This window comes from Nocardia sp. NPDC058658, assembly GCF_042716665.1.
In the GTDB taxonomy this organism is placed as follows: Bacteria; Actinomycetota; Actinomycetes; order Mycobacteriales; family Mycobacteriaceae; genus Nocardia.
Genome location: NZ_JBHXRR010000038.1, coordinates 14,374 through 32,493 on the forward strand (window position 1 = coordinate 14,374; position 18,120 = coordinate 32,493).

The 18,120-nt window shown below is 66.9% G+C and carries 20 protein-coding genes; 11 read left to right on the plus strand and 9 right to left on the minus strand.

Annotated features, from left to right (window positions below; genetic code table 11):
• Nucleotides 1-61 precede the first annotated feature (61 nt).
• On the plus strand, nucleotides 62-811 hold the full coding sequence (locus tag ACFWUP_RS30375) for a DUF427 domain-containing protein (RefSeq protein ID WP_379239410.1): 750 nt from the start codon (nucleotides 62-64) through the stop codon (nucleotides 809-811).
• Here ACFWUP_RS30375 and ACFWUP_RS30380 read toward each other — a convergent pair whose 3' ends face one another.
• Both ACFWUP_RS30380 and ACFWUP_RS30385 read right to left on the minus strand, forming a co-directional pair.
• Complete coding sequence (locus ACFWUP_RS30380; protein WP_379239411.1) at nucleotides 812-1,228, minus strand: hypothetical protein; 417 nt, start codon at nucleotides 1,226-1,228, stop codon at nucleotides 812-814. It abuts the gene before it with no gap.
• A gap of 1 nt (nucleotide 1,229) precedes the next feature.
• On the minus strand, nucleotides 1,230-2,399 hold the full coding sequence (locus ACFWUP_RS30385; RefSeq protein WP_379239412.1) for a Rieske 2Fe-2S domain-containing protein: 1,170 nt from the start codon (nucleotides 2,397-2,399) through the stop codon (nucleotides 1,230-1,232).
• Between the two features lie 194 nt (nucleotides 2,400-2,593).
• On the opposite strand from ACFWUP_RS30385, the gene hsaA reads away from it, so the two are divergent.
• The 4 genes from hsaA to hsaB all read left to right on the plus strand — a co-directional run bounded on the left by hsaA (nucleotide 2,594) and on the right by hsaB (nucleotide 6,181).
• Complete coding sequence (gene hsaA / locus ACFWUP_RS30390; RefSeq protein WP_379239413.1) at nucleotides 2,594-3,757, plus strand: 3-hydroxy-9,10-secoandrosta-1,3,5(10)-triene-9,17-dione monooxygenase oxygenase subunit; 1,164 nt, start codon at nucleotides 2,594-2,596, stop codon at nucleotides 3,755-3,757.
• 71 nt (nucleotides 3,758-3,828) lie between these two features.
• Complete coding sequence (gene hsaD, locus ACFWUP_RS30395) at nucleotides 3,829-4,692, plus strand: 4,5:9,10-diseco-3-hydroxy-5,9,17-trioxoandrosta-1(10),2-diene-4-oate hydrolase (RefSeq protein WP_379239414.1); 864 nt, start codon at nucleotides 3,829-3,831, stop codon at nucleotides 4,690-4,692.
• Nucleotides 4,689-5,597 carry an iron-dependent extradiol dioxygenase HsaC gene (gene hsaC / locus ACFWUP_RS30400; RefSeq protein WP_379239415.1) on the plus strand — a complete coding sequence of 303 codons (909 nt, stop codon included), beginning with the start codon at nucleotides 4,689-4,691 and terminating at the stop codon, nucleotides 5,595-5,597. The genes hsaD and hsaC overlap by 4 nt, the downstream gene beginning before the upstream one ends.
• Nucleotides 5,598-5,614: 17 nt before the next feature.
• A complete protein-coding gene (hsaB, locus tag ACFWUP_RS30405; protein WP_379239416.1) occupies nucleotides 5,615-6,181 on the plus strand; it encodes a 3-hydroxy-9,10-secoandrosta-1,3,5(10)-triene-9,17-dione monooxygenase reductase subunit in 567 nt (188 codons plus the stop codon).
• A 53-nt stretch (nucleotides 6,182-6,234) separates the two neighbouring features.
• Here hsaB and ACFWUP_RS30410 read toward each other — a convergent pair whose 3' ends face one another.
• Entirely contained in the window at nucleotides 6,235-7,431 is a 1,197-nt protein-coding gene (locus ACFWUP_RS30410; protein WP_379239417.1) for a saccharopine dehydrogenase family protein, read from the minus strand.
• Between the two features lie 31 nt (nucleotides 7,432-7,462).
• Here ACFWUP_RS30410 and ACFWUP_RS30415 point away from each other — a divergent pair, with 31 nt between their 5' ends.
• Entirely contained in the window at nucleotides 7,463-8,056 is a 594-nt protein-coding gene (locus ACFWUP_RS30415; protein WP_379239418.1) for a TetR/AcrR family transcriptional regulator, read from the plus strand.
• Between the two features lie 9 nt (nucleotides 8,057-8,065).
• Here the strand turns inward: ACFWUP_RS30415 and ACFWUP_RS30420 are convergent, their stop codons facing one another.
• Together ACFWUP_RS30420 and kstD are read right to left on the minus strand one after the other, a co-directional pair.
• The gene (locus tag ACFWUP_RS30420; protein ID WP_379239419.1) at nucleotides 8,066-8,926 is read right to left on the minus strand and encodes a MaoC/PaaZ C-terminal domain-containing protein; all 861 of its coding nucleotides are present in this window, start codon (nucleotides 8,924-8,926) and stop codon (nucleotides 8,066-8,068) included.
• A 225-nt stretch (nucleotides 8,927-9,151) separates the two neighbouring features.
• Nucleotides 9,152-10,846 carry a 3-oxosteroid 1-dehydrogenase gene (gene kstD, locus ACFWUP_RS30425; RefSeq protein WP_379239420.1) on the minus strand — a complete coding sequence of 565 codons (1,695 nt, stop codon included), beginning with the start codon at nucleotides 10,844-10,846 and terminating at the stop codon, nucleotides 9,152-9,154.
• A gap of 126 nt (nucleotides 10,847-10,972) precedes the next feature.
• Between kstD and ACFWUP_RS30430 the strand changes: the two genes are divergently transcribed.
• Genes ACFWUP_RS30430 through ACFWUP_RS30450 form a run of 5 tightly spaced genes read left to right on the plus strand, consistent with a single transcriptional unit; the run spans nucleotide 10,973 to nucleotide 14,858 of the window.
• Nucleotides 10,973-11,758 carry a 2-keto-4-pentenoate hydratase gene (locus ACFWUP_RS30430; protein WP_379239421.1) on the plus strand — a complete coding sequence of 262 codons (786 nt, stop codon included), beginning with the start codon at nucleotides 10,973-10,975 and terminating at the stop codon, nucleotides 11,756-11,758.
• Nucleotides 11,759-11,782: 24 nt separating this feature from the next.
• Complete coding sequence (locus ACFWUP_RS30435; RefSeq protein ID WP_379239422.1) at nucleotides 11,783-12,691, plus strand: acetaldehyde dehydrogenase (acetylating); 909 nt, start codon at nucleotides 11,783-11,785, stop codon at nucleotides 12,689-12,691.
• Nucleotides 12,692-12,706: 15 nt separating this feature from the next.
• The gene (gene dmpG / locus ACFWUP_RS30440; RefSeq protein ID WP_379239423.1) at nucleotides 12,707-13,741 is read left to right on the plus strand and encodes a 4-hydroxy-2-oxovalerate aldolase; all 1,035 of its coding nucleotides are present in this window, start codon (nucleotides 12,707-12,709) and stop codon (nucleotides 13,739-13,741) included.
• 43 nt (nucleotides 13,742-13,784) lie between these two features.
• Nucleotides 13,785-13,976: a hypothetical protein gene (locus ACFWUP_RS30445; protein ID WP_379239424.1), complete on the plus strand. Its 192-nt coding sequence runs from the start codon at nucleotides 13,785-13,787 to the stop codon at nucleotides 13,974-13,976.
• Between the two features lie 60 nt (nucleotides 13,977-14,036).
• A complete protein-coding gene (locus ACFWUP_RS30450; RefSeq protein ID WP_379239432.1) occupies nucleotides 14,037-14,858 on the plus strand; it encodes a GNAT family N-acetyltransferase in 822 nt (273 codons plus the stop codon).
• Here the strand turns inward: ACFWUP_RS30450 and ACFWUP_RS30455 are convergent.
• Genes ACFWUP_RS30455 through ACFWUP_RS30470 form a run of 4 tightly spaced genes read right to left on the minus strand, consistent with a single transcriptional unit; the run spans nucleotide 14,842 to nucleotide 18,057 of the window.
• Nucleotides 14,842-15,315, minus strand: a complete 474-nt coding sequence (locus tag ACFWUP_RS30455; protein WP_379239425.1) for a hypothetical protein — start codon at nucleotides 15,313-15,315, stop codon at nucleotides 14,842-14,844. The two genes, ACFWUP_RS30450 and ACFWUP_RS30455, sit on opposite strands and share 17 nt — an antisense overlap.
• Entirely contained in the window at nucleotides 15,312-16,586 is a 1,275-nt protein-coding gene (locus ACFWUP_RS30460) for a DUF58 domain-containing protein (RefSeq protein WP_379239426.1), read from the minus strand. Before ACFWUP_RS30460 ends, ACFWUP_RS30455 begins: the two co-directional genes overlap by 4 nt.
• Nucleotides 16,583-17,545, minus strand: a complete 963-nt coding sequence (locus ACFWUP_RS30465; RefSeq protein ID WP_379239427.1) for an AAA family ATPase — start codon at nucleotides 17,543-17,545, stop codon at nucleotides 16,583-16,585. The genes ACFWUP_RS30460 and ACFWUP_RS30465 overlap by 4 nt, the downstream gene beginning before the upstream one ends.
• 17 nt (nucleotides 17,546-17,562) lie before the next feature.
• The gene (locus ACFWUP_RS30470) at nucleotides 17,563-18,057 is read right to left on the minus strand and encodes a hypothetical protein (protein ID WP_379239428.1); all 495 of its coding nucleotides are present in this window, start codon (nucleotides 18,055-18,057) and stop codon (nucleotides 17,563-17,565) included.
• Nucleotides 18,058-18,120 lie beyond the last annotated feature (63 nt).

Consider the following 18,120-nt stretch of genomic DNA (forward strand, 5'->3'; position numbering starts at 1 on the left):
GTGATTACGCCGGTGAATCCCGGAACGGACACCGACGGCGCGCGGGGGTAGCGTCGATGGCATGACCGACGACCGACGCGGGCGCGTCAAGGTGGAGACCGGACAGAAGCGGGTGCGGGCCTACCTGCGCGGGAAACTGGTGGCCGACACGTTGCGGCCGCTGCTGGTCTGGGAAGTCCCTTACTACCCGACCTACTACGTGCCGCTGACCGATGTGCGCGCCGACCTGGACCCGAACGGGATCACCGAGCACTCCCCCAGCCGCGGCGACGCGACGGGCTACGACGTGGCGGTAGACGGCCTGCGCGCAGAGGGTGCGGCGCTGCGCTATCTCGACTCTCCGCTGTCGGAGCTCAAAGATGCTGTGCGACTGGATATCGCCGCGTTCGACTGGTTCGAAGAGGACGAGCAGATCTTCGTGCACCCGCGCGACCCCTATGCGCGCGTGGACATTCTGGGTAGCTCCCGGCACGTGCGGGTGGAGATCGACGGGGTGACCGTCGCGGATTCGCATGCGCCGCGCATCCTGTTCGAAACCGGTTTGCCCGCAAGGTATTACCTGCCGCTGACCGATGTCAGGATGGATCTTCTGGCCCCGTCGGACACGCACACCAGTTGCCCGTACAAGGGCACCGCCGACTACTGGAATGTCCAGATCGGCGATTCCGAGCACGCCGACGTCGTGTGGATCTATCGCACGCCGCTGCCGGAGAGCCAGAAGGTCGCCGGGCTGGCATGCTTCTACAACGAGAAGGTCGACATCTACCTCGACGGAGTACTACAGGACCGCCCGCACACGCCGTTCAGCTGACTATTCACCGACGTCGAGCACGCCCTCGTCGACCGCCCACTTGATCGACTTCTCCAGTGACGGACACGATTCCGGCCTACCCGGCCGCGCACCGTGTTCGGACAACTGCGCGAAAACCGGGCAGTGCGCGTCGGGCCGTTCGGTCCACTGCACCGAAGTCTGGTGCGCACTCGACTTACGTACCAGCACCTGCGCCGAACAGGACTGACACCGCAGCGGCGTCAGACCCGTGTCGAGGTAGTGCTGTTTGTCGACCACGGTTTGCGCCCGGACCGCCGCCCGCAGGGCAGGCCGATCAGCGAAATCGGGTGCTTTGGCCCAGGTCGGGCGAGGCCCCTGCGAGGACTCACCCGACCCGGGCTCGGCAGAAGCGAGCCGCGACGGATCGCCGGACCTTTGCGGCTCGCTCGAGCTCATATCAGACGCCCGCTTCCTCGGATTCGGCCTTGCGGCGCAGGTTCTCCGCCACCTCGGCCTCCCACGCCTGATTCGCCTTGGTCGTGTCGACCTCGAATTCGAAGCGCTGGGTCATCTTCTCGGTGACATCGGCGACGTCGACGTAGAACTGCTCGTACCAGCGGCGCAGCTGGTAGACCGGGCCGTCCTCCTCGCAGAGCAGCGGGTTCTCGACCTTGGACTTGTGCTTCCAGATCTCCACGTCCTGCAGGAAGCCGTCGCCGAAGAACTTGGTCATCGTCTGGGCCAGCTTCTGCGCGGCGTCGTCGGGGATGCCCTTCGGCTTCTCGACCGTCAGGCCCCACTGCAGCACGAACGAATCCTGGCTGACCGGGTAGTGGCAGTTGATCAGCTGGACCTTGATCTCGTAGCCGCTGTAGATGTTGATCAGCGGATTGATCATGTAGGACGGTCCGAAGTAGGACGCCTCCGATTTCAGCAGCGTGTCACCGCCGTGCTTGGCCGCCATGCCGATGTCGGGGCGGCCCTTGGTCTCCAGGAACTGCGTCGCCACATGGCCTTCGAAGACGTTCTTGAAGTACGTCGGGAAGGCGTAGTGGATGTAGAAGAAGTGCGCCATGTCCACGACGTTGTCGATGATCTCGCGGCAGTTGGCGCCCTCGATGAGCAGCGAGTTCCAGGTCCAGTCGGTCCAGGCGCTGTTGTGGGTCTCGGTGGGGTTGCCCTGCGCGTCGGTGTACGGGCCCTCGATGTGCGGGATCGTGACCTCGGCGGGGGGCTCGTTGCCCTCGTGGTCGTGCCAGACGAACAGCTGACCGTTGCGTTCCAGGGTGGTCCACTTCCTGGTGCGGGCCAGCGGCGGAACGCGGCGCGCGTACGGAATCGCGGTGCACTTACCGCTCGCGCCCCAGCGCCAGTCGTGGAACGGGCAGGCGATGTCGTCGCCCTTCACCGTGCCCATGCTCAGGTCGCCGCCCATGTGCCTGCAATAGGCGTCGAGCACGCGGATCTGGTCGTCGGTATCGGTCCAGACGACGAGCTTGGTACCGAAGATCTCGACCGCGTGTGGTTTGCCGTCACGGAACGTCGACGCCAGGCCTACACAGTGCCAGCCCCGCGCGAACCGCGTCGGCGGTGCGCCGACATCGAGTTCCCTCACCTTGCCTGCCATATCGAACCCTCCTCGTTCACTAGAACACGTTACAAAACAGAGCCGCTTCACGCCAGTTATCCAGCGAAGTTCTCCGTTGACCCCTGTTATATCCGAGGTAGGGCGATCTTCTCGACAGAAATGAGAACCTGTTCTAATCTCAGAGGCGAATAGAACCGGTTGTCGATCTGACACAGGCAGGAGCGGGCTCCCAAATGACGCAAGAAGTGACGATGCGGGTCGAGGCACTGCTGCCGACGCTGCGTGAACGCGCGCAGGAGGCCGAGGACCTGCGCCGCATTCCCGAGGAATCCATGAAGGCGCTGCAGGAGACCGGTTTCTTCCGGCTGCTCCAGCCCACGCAGTGGGGCGGCCATGCCGCTGACCCGGTGGTGTTCTACGACAGCGTGCGCAAGATCGCCAGCGCGTGTGGTTCCACCGGCTGGGTGGCGGGCATCATCGGGGTGCACAACTGGCACCTCGCGCTGTTCGATCAGCAAGCGCAGCAGGATGTTTGGGGCGAGGACACCGATGTGCGCATCTCGTCGTCGTACGCGCCGATGGGTGCCGGACAGGCTGTCGACGGTGGGTACATCGTGCGCGGCTCGTGGGCCTGGTCCTCGGGTTCGGACCACGCGACCTGGGCGGTTCTCGGCGGGCCGGTGATCAAGAACGGCAAGCCGGTCGACTTCGGCAGCTTCCTGATCCCGCGTTCGGACTACCGCATCGATGACGTGTGGAACGTCGTCGGCCTGCGTGGCACCGGCTCCAATACCGTTGTCGTCGAAGACGTTTTCGTGCCGTCGCACCGGTTCCTGAGCTTCCGTGCGATGAGCGAGGGTCGTGCGCCCGGGCTCGAGCAGAACACCGATGCCGTGTACAAGATGCCGTGGGGCACCGTGCATCCCACCACGATCTCCGCGCCGATTGTCGGCATGGGTTACGGCGCCTACGAGGCGCACGTCGAGCATCAGGGCAAGCGGGTGCGCGCGGCCTACGCCGGTGAGAACGCCAAGGACGATCCGTTCGCCAAGGTGCGGGTGGCCGAGGCGGCCAGCGATATCGACGCCGCGTGGCGTCAGCTGTCGGGCAATGTCGCCGAGGAGTACGCGCTGCTGCTGGCCGGCGAGGAGGTGCCGTTCGATCTGCGGGTGCGGGCCCGGCGCGATCAGGTGCGGTCGACCGGTCGGGTGATCGCGTCGATCGACAAGCTCTTCGAGTCCTCCGGCGCGACCGCTCTGGCCAATGGCACACCGCTGCAACGCTTCTGGCGCGATGCGCACGCCGGGCGGGTGCACGCGGCCAACGATCCCGAGCGCGCCTACGTCATGTACGGCACGCACGAGTTCGGGCTGCCCGTCACCGACGCCATGGTGTAGCCGATGAACCGGACTTCTGAACTCACCGTCGAATCGACCGCGGCGCAGGTCACCGCCGAAGGGTGCCACCGATGACCCAGACCGCTGAACTCACCTACGAATCGACCTCGCGCTTCGCGCAGGTCACCCCCTCACTGAAGCTGCACTATCACGAGGCCGGTAGCGGGCCGACGATCGTGCTGTTGCACGGCGGCGGACCCGGCGCTTCGGCCTGGTCGAACTTCGCCCGCAATATCCCCGTGCTGGCGCAGCACTTTCACGTGATCGCGCCCGATCAGCCGGGATACGGCAAGTCCGACAAGCCTCTTGATCATCCCCAGTACTTCGTACACAGCTCCGAGGCTTTGCTCGCACTGCTCGATCACCTCGAGATCACCGAACGCGTGCACCTGCTCGGCAACTCCCTCGGCGGCGGCGCGTCGGTGCGGTTCGCGCTCGATCACCCCACGCGCGCAGGAAAACTCGTGCTGATGGGGCCGGGCGGACTGAGCACCAACCTGTTCGCACCCGACCCCACCGAGGGCGTGAAGCTGCTCTCGAAGTTCACCTACGAACCGACCAGGGACAACCTGGAGAAGTTCCTGCGGATCATGGTCTTCGATCAGTCGCTGGTCACCGACGAGCTGATCGACGAGCGGTTCGCGCTGGCCAGCACCCCGGAATCGCTGGCGGCGATGCGGGCGATGGGCAAGTCCTTCGCCGGTGCCGATTTCGAGAAGGGGATGCTCTGGCGCGACGCGTACAAGCTGCGTCAGCCGGTGCTGTTGATCTGGGGCCGGGAAGATCGAGTGAACCCTTTGGACGGCGCGCTCGTAGCTACCAAGGTGATCCCACGCGTCCAACTGCATGTGTTCGGTGGCTGCGGACATTGGGCACAGCTGGAGAAGTTCGACGAGTTCAACCGGCTCACGGTCGATTTCCTCGGGGAGAAGTGATGAGTATTCGTGCCCTCGGCTACATGCGCATCGAGGCCACCGACATGGCGGCCTGGCGCGAGTACGGCCTCAAGGTGCTCGGCATGATGGAGGGCACCGGGCTGAATCCCGATGCGCTCTACCTGCGGATGGACGATTTCGCCGCGCGGCTGGTGATCGTGCCCGGAGAGCAGGACCGACTACTGGTCTCGGGCTGGGAAGTCACCGACGCCCGCGGACTGCAGCAGTTGCGCGAGACCTTGGCTAAGGCAGGGGTGGCCTTCACCGAAGGCACCAAGGACGAGTTGGGTGAGCGTCGCGTCGAGGGCATGATCCGATTCCAGGACCCGTCCGGGAACACCCTCGAGGCGTTCTACGGCGCGCAATACCTCGGCCGTCGCTTCGTGAGTCCCTACGGCCACAAGTTCGTCACCGCTGAACAGGGCCTCGGCCACGTGGTGCTGACCTGCACCGACGATGCCGCGGCGCAGGCGTTCTACCAGGACGTCCTCGGCTTCCGGCTGCGCGATTCCATGCGGCTGCCACCGCAGATGGTTGGTCGTGCCGCCGACGGCGACCCGGCCTGGCTGCGGTTCTACGGCTGCAACCCGCGCCACCACGCGCTGGCGTTTCTGCCGCTGCCGAATCCGACCGGCATCGTGCACCTCATGGTCGAGGTCGAGAACTCCGACGACGTCGGCCTGTGCCTCGACCGCGCCTATCGCAAGAAGGTGAAGATGTCGGCCACCCTCGGCAGGCACATCAACGACAAGATGCTGTCCTTCTACATGAAGACACCCGGCGGCTTCGACATCGAATTCGGTTGTGAGGGACTGGAAGTCGACGACCACGACTGGGTCGCCCGCGAATCGACCGCGGTGAGCCTGTGGGGTCACGACTTCACTGTCGGATTCAAGCAGCAATAGGAACGGCGGCGAAGGACATGACCGAACAGATCGACGGCAGGCAGTTCCGCACCGTACTGGGACAGTTCTGCACCGGCATCACCGTGATCACCGCGCTGGATCCGGACGGCGAACCCATCGGCTTCGCCTGCCAGTCCTTCGCCGCCCTCTCCCTCGACCCACCGCTGGTCCTGTTCTGCCCCACCAAGGGCTCGCGCTCGTGGGCGGCGATCGAGGCGGCGGGCAAGTTCTGCGTGAACGTCCTCTCCGAGGAACAGCAACCGGTCTGTGCCCGCTTCGGTTCCCGCGAACCCGACAAGTTCGCCGGAGTCGGTTGGCGCACATCCAAATTCGGTGTACCTGCACTCGACGACTCGCTCGCCACCGTCGAATGCACCGTCGACTCCGTAGTGGACGGTGGCGACCACTACATCGTCATCGGCCGCGTTCACGCCCTCTCCGAATCAGCCACCACCGCCGGCCGCCCCCTGCTCTTCTACCGCGGCCAATACACCGGCATCGAACCCGACAAAACCACCCCCGCCCCCTGGCGCGCGGACCTCGACCACTTCCTCACCACCACCAGCCTCGACACCTGGTTGTGAACCAGTCCGACCGGCGCTCGGCCCGCCGCTGTCGAATTCATCGGGCCGTCAGTTCATTTCGTGGTGAGCAGTGCCGTCAGCAACGCGGACGACAGTGCTGCGGTGTTGTCCTTCTCGGTTGACCAACTGCGAGTGGTGACCGTCATCGCGGCCGGGTTCGGTGCCCCGAGACAGTGCGGGGCGAACGCGGCGAAGAACTCGTGCGGATCGAGCAGCGTCTCCGGTGTGTGTACGCCTGGGCTTTTCGACCCGAGCAGCGCCGCGACCGCCAATGGGACGCCGGTATTGTCGGCCATGCCGATGCCGGGGACCTGGCACAGCGCCGTGGCTGCGGTCGCGGTGATTCCCTCGCGCACGCCGGTCGCGGTGGCGAAGAGGGGCGGCAGGCCGCCTGCGGTGATCAGTTTCGCCGGGTCGGCGGGCAGGAGTCGTTCCACCCGGGAAGCCAGCGCGGCCGCCTGATCGAGCGTCAACAGACGCTTGCCCATCACCCAGCGCAATGCCAGCAGGGCGGCCGAGGTCGCGCGGTCGCCGACGACCACCGTCGTCGCGTCGCGGAGTTCGGGGAAGGCTCGGGAAACCGTGATCGCTTCCGGGTGACCGAAGCTGCGGCCTTCGCCGGTCCCGAGTCCCGGATAGTCGACGCGCATCCGTTCCAACGCCGGACGCTGGGTGCGCACGCCGTCGCGAACGACCGGGATGTCGCCGGCGATCTGCGCCATGCCGTGCACCACGGCCGCGGTCGCGCCCGGGCCGGCCGGTTCGGTGTGAGCGGAGTGAATGTTCCAGCCGGTGATCACGGAGTCGACTCGGTCGAGTTCCCGCCCCGCCAGCACGGCGAGCAGATTGGCGATGCCGGGGCTGGCGCCCATGCCGACCAGCGCTGTCACACCCGCTGCTCGCGCCTGCCCGTCCATGTCCAGCATTTCCAGGGTCGGCTGCGGATCGTCACAGATGTCGATGTAGTCGCAGCGCGCGGCGATCGCCGCTGCCAGAATCGGCGGACCGAAGCGGAAGTACGGGCCGACGGTGTTCACCACCAGGTCGGCCTCGCCCATCGCGGCCGCAAGCGCCGGACCGTCGGTGACGTCGAGTCGACGCGCGGTGGCGCCCAATTCGTCGGCGAATGCGCGCGCCGCCACCCCGTCGCGGTCGGCGATCGTCAGAGCGGTCACCCGGTCGTCGCCGTGCATGATGCGCGCGGCGACCCGGCCCATCTCCCCTGCCCCACCCAGCGCGAGAACTCGCATGACTGCCTCCTCTTCGAATATATTTACCATCATGACAGTAAATAAAGTCGGCCGCCCGAGCAAGGCCAAGGAGCGCATCGGTCAGATCCTGCGGGCCGCGCATTCCGTCGTCGCGGCCGATGGTTTCGCCAGTACGACGCTGTCGCGGGTGGCCGCGGCGGCCGGGGTGCAGCGCACGCTGGTGTTGCACTATTTCGGCAGCAGAGACGGGCTCATGCAGGCGTTCGTCACCGACGCCGTCGCCGCATACGGTGACACGCAATTGCGGCTGGGCACCGGGGGGTCGATCGACGACCGAGTGCACAGGATGTTCGCGCCGGGAGCCTACGAAAACCGCGACGACCTCGTCGTCTGGAGCGAGCTGGTACACCTCGCGGTACGGGATCAGGTTGTCCGGCAGTGCCTTCGGCAGTTGTGGACCGAGCGGTGGCTACCCGAACTCGAACGCCAACTCGCCGACGCGTTCCCCACCGCCCCGCCCGATCGCGTCGCCGTCACCGCCTACGGGCTCGCGTGCCTGTTCGAGGCACACTGGGCATTCCACCTGCAAGAAGTAGTCGATCCCGTGCGCACCGAACAGGCCATCGGCGCGGCCCACACTCTGCTGGCAGCCCTCGAGCCGTGACGGCAGTCCTCAAGCGATGTACAGGGTCACGTCGTTGAGGACAGGTGCGTCGTCTCGTTCGACCACTGTGACGACCGCCATCAGCTCGTCGCCTTCGCGCCATACCTTGGTGCGCAGGGTTTCGCCCGGGTAGAGGACGCCGGCGAATTTGGCGCGGAAGCCGCCGACCCGGTTCGCGTCGCTGTCGAGTAGTGCGTCGGTGATGGCTTTGCAGACGGTGCCGTAGGTGCACAGGCCGTGCAGGATCGGGGCGGGAAAGCCTGCGCCACGGGCGAATTCGGGGTCCGAGTGCAGGGGGTTGCGGTCGCCGGAGAGGCGGTAGAGCAGCGCCTGTTGGGGCAGGGTGGGGGTGAGCAGCGCGGCGTCGGGGGCGCGGTCGGGCAGTTCGGTGCGCGCGCTCGGGCCGCGTTCGCCGCCGAAGCCGCCTTCGCCCTTGGCGAAGATCGAGGAACGCACCGTCCACAGGGGCTCACCGTCGGACCCGGTGACGGTGTGCTCCTGAACGATTACCGCGTTGGCGCCCTTGTCCCAGATCTCGGCGATGCGACCGACCGAGACCGCCTTGCCGGTGGGGGGAATCGGCTTGTGTACCAACACTTCCTGGTGGCCGTGTACGACCTTGGCGAGGTCGATTTCGATGCCGGGGAAGCTCACTCGCGGCGGCTCGGTTTCGCCGAGGGTCGGGACGACCGTCGCGAAGGTCGGCAGGACCTGGGGGGTTCGGTCGTTGAGGTAGGCCAGCTCGGCTCGGTCGGTCGGGCGGGCGCCCGCGCCGAGGCCGAGGTGGTAGAGCTGGACATCGGTGGGGGTCCAGCTGAACTCACGGGCGGGCAGTTCCGCGCCGAGCGCGGTCGCAAGGTCGATAGGCATGATTACTCCTGCGCGTCGGGAGAGCGGTCTGAGTTCGTTCGGTGCGTCACCGGCACCCGAGTCGGCGCCGCTCGACCGAGATCGTCGCCGCGCACATGGTTGGCGAATGCGGCTTTCAGCGGCGATCGCACGAAAGTGCCGCTCATCCTGCTGCCTCGTCCGCCGACTCGTTCGTCGAGACGTTGAGCACCGCGAGGTAGCCGAGGGTGATCGTCGGGCTCACGCTCACGCGTTCGCCTTCTCGGTCTTCTTCGCGACGATGTCGAGGACAGCCAGGTAGGCGAAGGTGATGGCGGGGCCGATGGTGGCGCCGGGGCCCGCGTAGGTGTGGCCCATGACCGGGGAGCTGGTGTTGCCTGCGGCGTAGAGGTTTTCGATGACGGAATTGTCTTCGCGCAGAACGCGGCCCGCGGTGTCGGTGACGAGGCCGCCCTTGGTGCCGAGGTCGCCGGGGACCATTTTCGCGGCATAGAACGGGCCTTGGGAGAGTTCAGCCAGGCAGGGGTTCGGTTTCACGGTGGGGTCGCCGTAGTAGCGGTCGTAGTGGCTGTCGCCGCGGCCGAAGTCCTCGTCCTTGCCCGCGGTGGCGAAGCCGTTGAAGCGTTCGATCGTCGCGGTGAGGTTGTCGACGGGGACGCCGATACGGTCGGCCAGTTCTGCGATGGTGTCGGCCTTGACGATGTTGTCGTTCTCCATCCAGCGCGCCGGAAAGCGCTGTCCCGGTTGGAGTCCCGCGAAGATGTAGCGGTTGCGGTAGCGCTGGTCGAACACCAGCCAAGCGGGAATGTTCGCGCCGGGGCCGGGGCCCTGGCCGTGCGCGCCGCCGTACATGGTGTGCACCGCCTCGACGTAGGGGGCCGATTCGTTGCCGAACCGTTCGCCCCGGTCGTTGACCATGATGGTGCCGGGCAGGTTGCGCTCGGCCAGTGCGAACCAGGGCTTGCCGCCCTTGAAGATCGTCGGGCCCCACCAGGCGTCCTCCATGAAACCGACCGTCGCGCCCGCGGCCATGCCCGCGACGATGCCGTCGCCGGTATTGGCGGCGGCGCCGGTGGTCCACTCGGTGGTGATCGGCTGACGCTGGTACTTGGCGCGCAGGTCGGCGTTGTGCTCGAAGCCGCCGCTGCCGAGTACCACGCCGTAGCGTGCGGTGAAGACGACCAGCTTGCCGTCGACGGTGGCTTCGACTCCGGTGACCTTGCCGTCGGTGACGACCAGGTCGGTGAGCGGGGTGTTGAGCAGCACCGGGACGCCGGCGTCGAGCAGCCCCTTGCGCATGGCGGCGATGATGGCCTGGCCCATGCCGAGTAGATGCTTGCCGGTCCACTTGGCCAGGTAGGTGCGTGCGCCGACGCGCAAGGCTCGCATCATGCCCTTGGGGTGGCGGCGAATCAGGTTGAGCCGCACGAAGTCCGCCTGCGTGACCACGACATTGAGCGGCGCCTTGGCGTAGGGCGGTTCCAGGTTCACCAGTTCGGCGCCGAGGACCTTGGCGTTGAACGGCCTAGGCTCACAAGACCTTCCGGCGCCGCGACCGCCCGGCGCTTCCGGGTAGTAGTCGGAGTAGCCCGGCACCCAGTTCATCTTCAGTGGGGTGTGGTCGAGGACGAAGTCGAATGCCTCGGCGCCGCGATCGAGGTAGGTGTCGATCTTCTCGGCGGGCACCACGTCGCCGATGATGCTGTGCAGGTAGGTGCGCGCGTCCTCGCGGTCGTCGGGGCGGCCCGAGGCGAGCAGCGCCTTGTTGCCCGGAATCCAGACGCCACCGCCGGATCGGGCCGTCGACCCGCCGTAGTGCGCGGCCTTCTCCAGCACAACCACGCTCAGTCCCTTGTGGGCTGCGGCGAGCGCGGCGGTCATCCCGGCGGCGCCGCTGCCGACGACCACGACATCATATTCCCGATCACTCATGTAGAACACGTTACAGAAAGTCGTCCGTTTTGCGCTATGTTGTCTGGACGAAGGGCCGATATTCACTTCGACAACCCGTTACAGTTTTGATGTCAAGCCGAGGCCACTCGGCCGATATTCGTCTAGGAGGTCCGCGTGCTGTCCGACGCGCTGCGTTCCGAGCTCGCCGATGAACTGGCTCGCGCCGAAAACGACCGCGTGGCTGTGGCCCCGCTCGTCGCGCGACACCCGGAGATCGACGTGGTCGACGCCTACGAGATCCAGTTGCTCAACATTCAGCGCCGGTTGCGCTCCGGGGCCAGGGTGATCGGGCACAAGGTGGGGCTGTCGTCGAAGGCGATGCAGCAGATGATGGGGGTCGACGAGCCCGACTACGGTCATCTGCTCGCCGATATGGAGGTCTTCGAGGACGTTCCTGTCGACACCACCGAGTTCCTGCTGCCGCGGGTGGAGGTCGAGGTCGGGTTCGTGCTCGGCGCCGATCTGCCCGGTGCGGACTGCACCGAGGCCGACGTGCTGGCCGCGACCGTGGCTTACGCACCCGCGATCGAGTTGATCGATTCGCGGATCACCGAGTGGAAGATCGGGCTGGCCGACACGATTTCCGACAACGCGTCGTCGGCCGGTTGGGTGCTCGGCAAGCAACGCGTCGCCCCGGAAGATATCGACATCACCGCGATCGACGCCGTGCTCACCCGCAACGGTGAGGTTGTCGCGGAGGGTCGAAGCGACGCGGTGCTCGGTGATCCGTTGATCGCGGTTGCCTGGCTGGCTCGCAAGGTCGCCGGGTTCGGGGTGCGGTTGAAGGCGGGCGACATCGTGTTGCCCGGTTCCTGCACGCGCGCCATCGACGCCCGACCGGGTGACGACTTCCTCGCCGAGTTCACCGGACTCGGTTCTGTCCGTTTGTCTTTCACCTGAAAACTGCCACCGAGGAGGCCGACCGTGTCCAACGGTTCCGTCACCGCCGCGATCGTCGGATCCGGCAATATCAGCACCGACCTGCTCTACAAACTGTTGCGGTCGGAGTCCATCGAGCCGCGCTGGATGATCGGTATCGACCCGGAGAGTGAAGGGTTGAAGCGGGCGCGCGGGCTCGGGCTGGAAACCTCCGCCGAGGGGGTCGACTGGCTGCTCGCGCGAGAGGAGAAGCCGGACATGGTGTTCGAGGCGACCTCGGCCTATGTGCATCGCGCCGCCGCGCCCCGGTATGCCGAACTCGGGATTCGCGCCGTCGACCTCACACCCGCCGCTGTCGGGCCCGCTGTGGTGCCGCCGGTGAACCTGGCCTCGCTGCTCGACGCGCCGAACGTCAACATGATCACCTGCGGCGGACAGGCCACGATCCCGATCGTCGCCGCAGTGTCGCGTGTTGTTCCGGTCGCCTATGCCGAGATCGTCGCCTCGGTGTCGTCGGTGTCCGCGGGTCCTGGCACTCGCGCCAATATCGACGAGTTCACCAAGACCACCAGCCGTGGTGTCGAAACCATCGGTGGTGCTCAGCGCGGCAAGGCGATCATCATCTTGAACCCGGCCGAACCGCCGATGATCATGCGCGACACCATCTTCTGCGCCATCCCCGAAGACGCCGACCACGAGGCGATCACCGCCTCCATCCATCAGATGGTCGCCGATATCCAGCAGTACGTGCCCGGTTACCGGTTGCTCAACGAACCGCAGTTCGACGAACCGTCGGTGGTTTCCGGTGGGCTGGCGAAGGTTTCGGTGTTCGTCGAGGTGGAGGGTGCGGGTGACTTTCTGCCGCCGTACGCGGGCAATCTCGACATCATGACTGCCGCCGCGACCAAGGTCGGCGAGGTCATCGCCGGTCAGATCCTCTCGGCCCGGGTGTAAGGAGCTTGTGAAACCATGGTCTATTCAACAGAACTCGATATTCGCATCACCGACACCTCGCTGCGTGACGGCTCCCATCACAAGCGCCACCAGTTCACCACCACCGAGGTACGCGACATCGTCGCCGCGCTCGACGGTGCGGGTGTGCCGGTCATCGAAGTCACCCACGGTGACGGCCTCGGCGGTTCCTCGTTCAACTATGGGTTTTCCAAAACCCCTGAGCAGGAGCTGATCACGATCGCTGCCGAGACGGCGCGCGATGCGAAGATCGCGTTTCTCATGCTGCCCGGTGTCGGTGTCAAAGAAGACATCAAGATCTCCCAGGACAACGGCGCCTCGATCTGCCGCATCGCCACCCACTGCACCGAGGCCGACGTCTCCATCCAGCACTTCGGCTACGCCCGCGATCTCGGCCTGGAAACCGTTGGCTTCCTGATGATGTCGCACACGCAGCCGCCAGAAGTACTCGCCGAGCAGGCACGCATCATGGCCGACGCCGGTTGCCAGTGCGTGTACATCGTCGACTCCGCCGGAGCGCTTGTGCTGGAACAGGTTTCCGACCGTGTCGCCGCCGTCGTCGCTGAGCTCGGTACCGATGCCCAGGTCGGCTTCCACGGCCACGAGAACCTCGGCCTCGCCGTCGCCAACTCCGTCTACGCCGTCCGCGCGGGTGCCACCCAGATCGACGGCTCCACCCGCCGCTTCGGCGCGGGCGCGGGCAACACCCCCGTCGAAGCCTTCGTCGGCGTCGCCGACAAACTCGGCATCAGAACCGGCGTCGACTTCTTCGCCATCGCCGACGCCGCCGAAGACGTCGTCCGCCCCGCCATGCCCCAGGAATGCCTGCTCGACCGGCAATCGCTGATGATGGGCTACGCGGGCGTGTACTCCAGCTTCCTCAAGCACGCCGAACGCCAAGCCGAACGCTATGGCGTCTCCGCAGCCGAAATGCTCGTCCGCGCAGGCAAACGCAAGCTCGTCGGCGGCCAGGAAGACCAACTCATCGACATCGCCCTGGAACTCCAGCGCGAAGCCTCCGTCACCGCGTGAGCGCACCGGCAGCGAGGTAGTCGTCTCCGCCCACGAAATACGTGTGGCCGTCGGCGACCGCCTCGGTGCCCGCCCGGGCGCGCTGATCCGCAAGAACGGGCCGCGCGGCGCCTATGAACTCACCACCGAGGGCGCGCTGCTCGCCGAATCGCTGCAGCCGCTGTGGGACTGGTCGGAGGACCGGACGCCCACCGGCGACGGCAATGGGCGGGTTCCGTGGCGGCCTGAGAGCTAGTTGCCGAAACTCGGTGGACAGGGGCGATATAACTGGCTCATGAGCGAGGAATCGACGGGATTGTTCTGCGATACCGAGATGGCCGGGCGGATCGAGCGGATGGAGACCGGGGCCATTGTCGGTGGGGTGCGGGTGGGGAGCTCGTCGGTCGGCGGGTTCTCGCAGGAGATCGCCGGTGGCGCAGCGTGTTTCGCGGGGGCGAATTCCCCGTTGAACAAGGTGGTGGGGGTCGGGTTCGGCGGGGTGCCGTCGGCCGCGCAGTGGGCGGCGGTCGAAGCGGCTTATGCCGAAGTGGGGGCGCCGGTTCAGGTGGAGTTGGCGCATCTTGCCGACCCACGGATCGGGGCCGCACTGACCGCGCGTGGGTATCAGCTGGCCTCGTTCGAAAACGTGCTCGGTATGCGGGTGGGCGGGCGGGCGTGGCCGGTTCCGCAGTCGGTCGAGGTGCGTTGCGATGACGAGAACAGCGTCGACATCTGGCTCGATGTCGTCGTCGACGGCTTCGCCCACCCTGACGACGAGGGAGTGCCCGCCCACGAGGAATTCCCTCGTGACATCCTCGCCACCGTCATCCGAGACATGGCCGCCGCCGGCGACACCCACCGCTACTTGGCCTATCGCGCGGGAGTGCCCGCCGGCGGCGCCAGTCTGCGCATGAGCGACGGCATCGCCGCTCTCACCGGGGCGGCAACACTGCCCGCTCATCGCCGAAACGGCGTCCAGACAGCGCTGCTCTCGACCCGGCTCAATGCGGCGGCCGCGGCCGACTGTGAGCTGGCGGTCATCACCACCCAGCCCGGCTCGAAGTCCCAGCGCAATGCCCAGGCGCAAGGCTTCGCGCTGCTCTACACCCGGGCGGTGCTGGTCAAAGACCCCGCGTGACCGCGTCCTCGTCGAGGGGTATCTCTTCGACGGTCGGGCCCTTGGCCGAGAGGCCGCTCACCAGGAGGGCGTAGATCGCGACGACGAGGATGGGCGCGGCCAACGGTGCCCAGATCAGTTCGACGGGCACCCAGGCCGCGGTCGCGGCGGCGATGGTGAACAGGACCGCGCCGCCGACCGAGGGGATCGTGGTGGGAACGACGCCTTCGGGGGCATGCAGGACGGCGGCGTTCAGCAGAAAGGTGGTCGCGACCAGACCTGTTGCGGCTGCGGCTATTACACCCACGTCGGAGAACGCCAACGCGGCGATCGTGACCAGGACCGCGCCGACCGAAGCGGGCCGCCACCACCAGCTCGCGATGACCAGCGCGAGACCCGCCACACCGGCGATCGGGTTGATCAGCGCGACGGCGGCGACCAGGAGCAGGCCGGCCAGCAGGGCAAGAAATCTCGTCATCGGCGCACCCGGACGGCTCGGCGGTGTTCGGGAAGCAGGCGCATGGCCTGGTCGAGGCGGGTGCCCTCGGGCCAGGGGATGATGTCGACGCCGACGGTGCCCATGTCGCGGTACATCGAGGCGCGTTCGAGCTGCCACATCTTGGCCATGGTCGGGTCGAGGCCCTCCTCGAACGGGGTCCCGCGCAGGACATCGACGGCGACGACCACGTGGCCGCGTTTGCGCAGGTCGATCAGGGACAGCGCGAATTGGGTGTCGAGCAGGGTGGAGAAAGCGACCACGATCGCGCCGATCGGGACGGCGGCGTGCGGTGCGAGGGTGCCGGTGGTCTCGACGTGTTCGTCGCCGACGCCGAGGACGGTGTCGACGATGCGATAGAACTGCCTGCGGCCGATGTCGGGGCGCAGCCAGCGGGGGGATTCGCCGAGGCAGACGACGGCGGTGCGGTCGCCGGACTGCAGGGTCGACTGCACCACCTGGGCCGCGCCACGGACCGAGAGTTCCAGCGAAGCGCTGGCCGGGCCGGGTGCCTGCAGGGAGGTGTCGACCAGGACGACCACGTCGGCGGAGCGGTTGGTGAAGCGCTGGGTGACGTAGAGCCTGCCGCGGCGCGCGCTCACCGGCCAGTTGACGGCGCGCAGTTGGTCGCCCGGCGTGTAGGCGCGGATGTCGGCGTATTCGACGCCGGGGCCGTGGCGGCGGGTCAGGTGGGTGCCGATGCGGTCGGGAAGTTCGGTGCGCGGCAAGCGCATTCGCTGCGGGTCGGCGATGGGATAGACGTAGAGCTTGGCCGCGGGCAACTCGGTCGTCGCGACCGCGAGCCCGGCGGGACTCAGCGCCGACACCTTCACCTGCACCGGATAACGCCCCCAGCGGGTCGCCGAGAGGCTCAGTTCCATCCCCGCAGGTGCGCCACCGGAGTCATGGGCTTCGGCGACCTCGAGTTCCAGACCGGGCATCCGGACAGCCGTCATCCGCAGCAGTGCGTGCCCGGTCTCGACGAAAGCGACAGCGTTGCAACTGATCTGCTCGTTCTCGAAGCAACGCACGGTGCCGCTGCCGTCGACCTGGATCCTGGTCGGGGCCTGCTGCCACGGCGCGGTGGCGAGCACACCGAGCATGGGGGCGGCGAAGACGACCAGCTGCCACTGCCCGAGCAGCACCGCGACGACCAGCGCCGCCGCGGCGCAACCGGCCAGGATGAACACCAGCGGCGCGGGCCGCCACCGGAGGTCGACCTCGACCGTTCTGGATTCGTCGCGATGCTTCATGTGCTGGTGGCGCGGGGCACCGGTAGCCGGCGGAGTAGTTCGGTGATCACGTCCTCACCGCGGATGCGGCGGACCCACATCTCCGGGCGCAGGGTGATGCGATGCGACATCGCGGCCACCGCAAGCGCTTTCACGTCCTCCGGGATCACGTAATCGCGACCGAGCAGCAGTGCGCGAGCACGCGACATCTGCACCAGATCCAGCTCGGCACGCGGGCTGGCACCGACCTCGACCTGCGGGTGACTGCGGGTCGCCGAGGCGAGCGCCACCACGTAACTCACGACATCGGGATGCACGGTGACGAACTCGACCGACTGGCGCATTTCCATCAGCCCCTGCGCGTCGACCACCTGGCCGACTTGCGGTGCGGTGGAACCACGTTCGAGCCTGCGCCGGATCATCTGCGTCTCGTCGGCCTCGGAGAGGTAGCCGAGGCGCAGCTGGATGGCGAACCGGTCGAGCTGCGCCTCGGGCAGCGGGTAGGTGCCCTCGTACTCGATCGGGTTGTCGGTGGCCAGCACGACGAAAGGCTGTGGCAGCAGGAAGGTTTCGCCGTCGATGCTCACCTGACCCTCCGCCATCGCCTCCAGCAGCGCCGCCTGGGTCTTGGGCGGGGTGCGGTTGATCTCGTCGGCGAGCAGCACATTGGTGAACACCGGACCGCGACGGAAGTTGAACCGGCCCGACGCCATGTCGTAGATCGTCGAACCCAGCAGGTCGGCGGGCAGTAGATCGGGCGTGAACTGCACGCGGGTGAAATCGAGTCCGAGCGCGGCCGCGAAAGACCTTGCGATCAAGGTCTTTCCGAGCCCGGGCAGGTCCTCGATGAGTACGTGCCCTCCGGCCAGTACGGCAATCATGATGAGCTGCATCTCATCTCGCTTGCCGACAATGACTCGGCCCAGCTCACGCAGTACGGCATCGGAGCGCTGGACGGTCACGTTCAACGGCATTGTCATCGGTGGCCTCTAACCCCTCACATCGTCTGCAAACGGCGCAGGATCTCGTCCAGCGCCTCCCTGCCCGGTGCGCGACCGGTTTGATCGCGCAGCGCGGAGTTCGCCGGATCCACCCAGCGCCACAGTTCAGGACCGAACTGCAGCTGACCGGCGGCCTCGGTGGCCCGGCGATTCTTCGAAACCCTCAACCCAGTGGACAATTCGAACTCTTTGGCCAACAGCGGACGCAGGTGGCGGTCCCAGTCGGCGCGGGTGCCGTCGGCGCGGGCGGCGAGCATCTCGGCGCGCGCGTGCCAGCGGCCGAGCATCTCGGCCGGACCGTTGTCGATGTACTCGGTGAGCGGTTCCTCACGAATCACCCTGTGGCGCAACGACCAGACCAGCATCGCCAGTGCCACGGCCACCGGCACGGCGACCGCGAGCAACACCGAGTCACGATCCAGCCGCACCAGCGCCACCTCGATCACCGCGACCGCGAGCACGGCCGTGACGATCACCGAAGTCCTACTCATGCTGTGCCCTCCTGGCATGCTCGGGCGCCCTGCGTCGTGACGCAAGCTGCCGCCTCCGGGCGT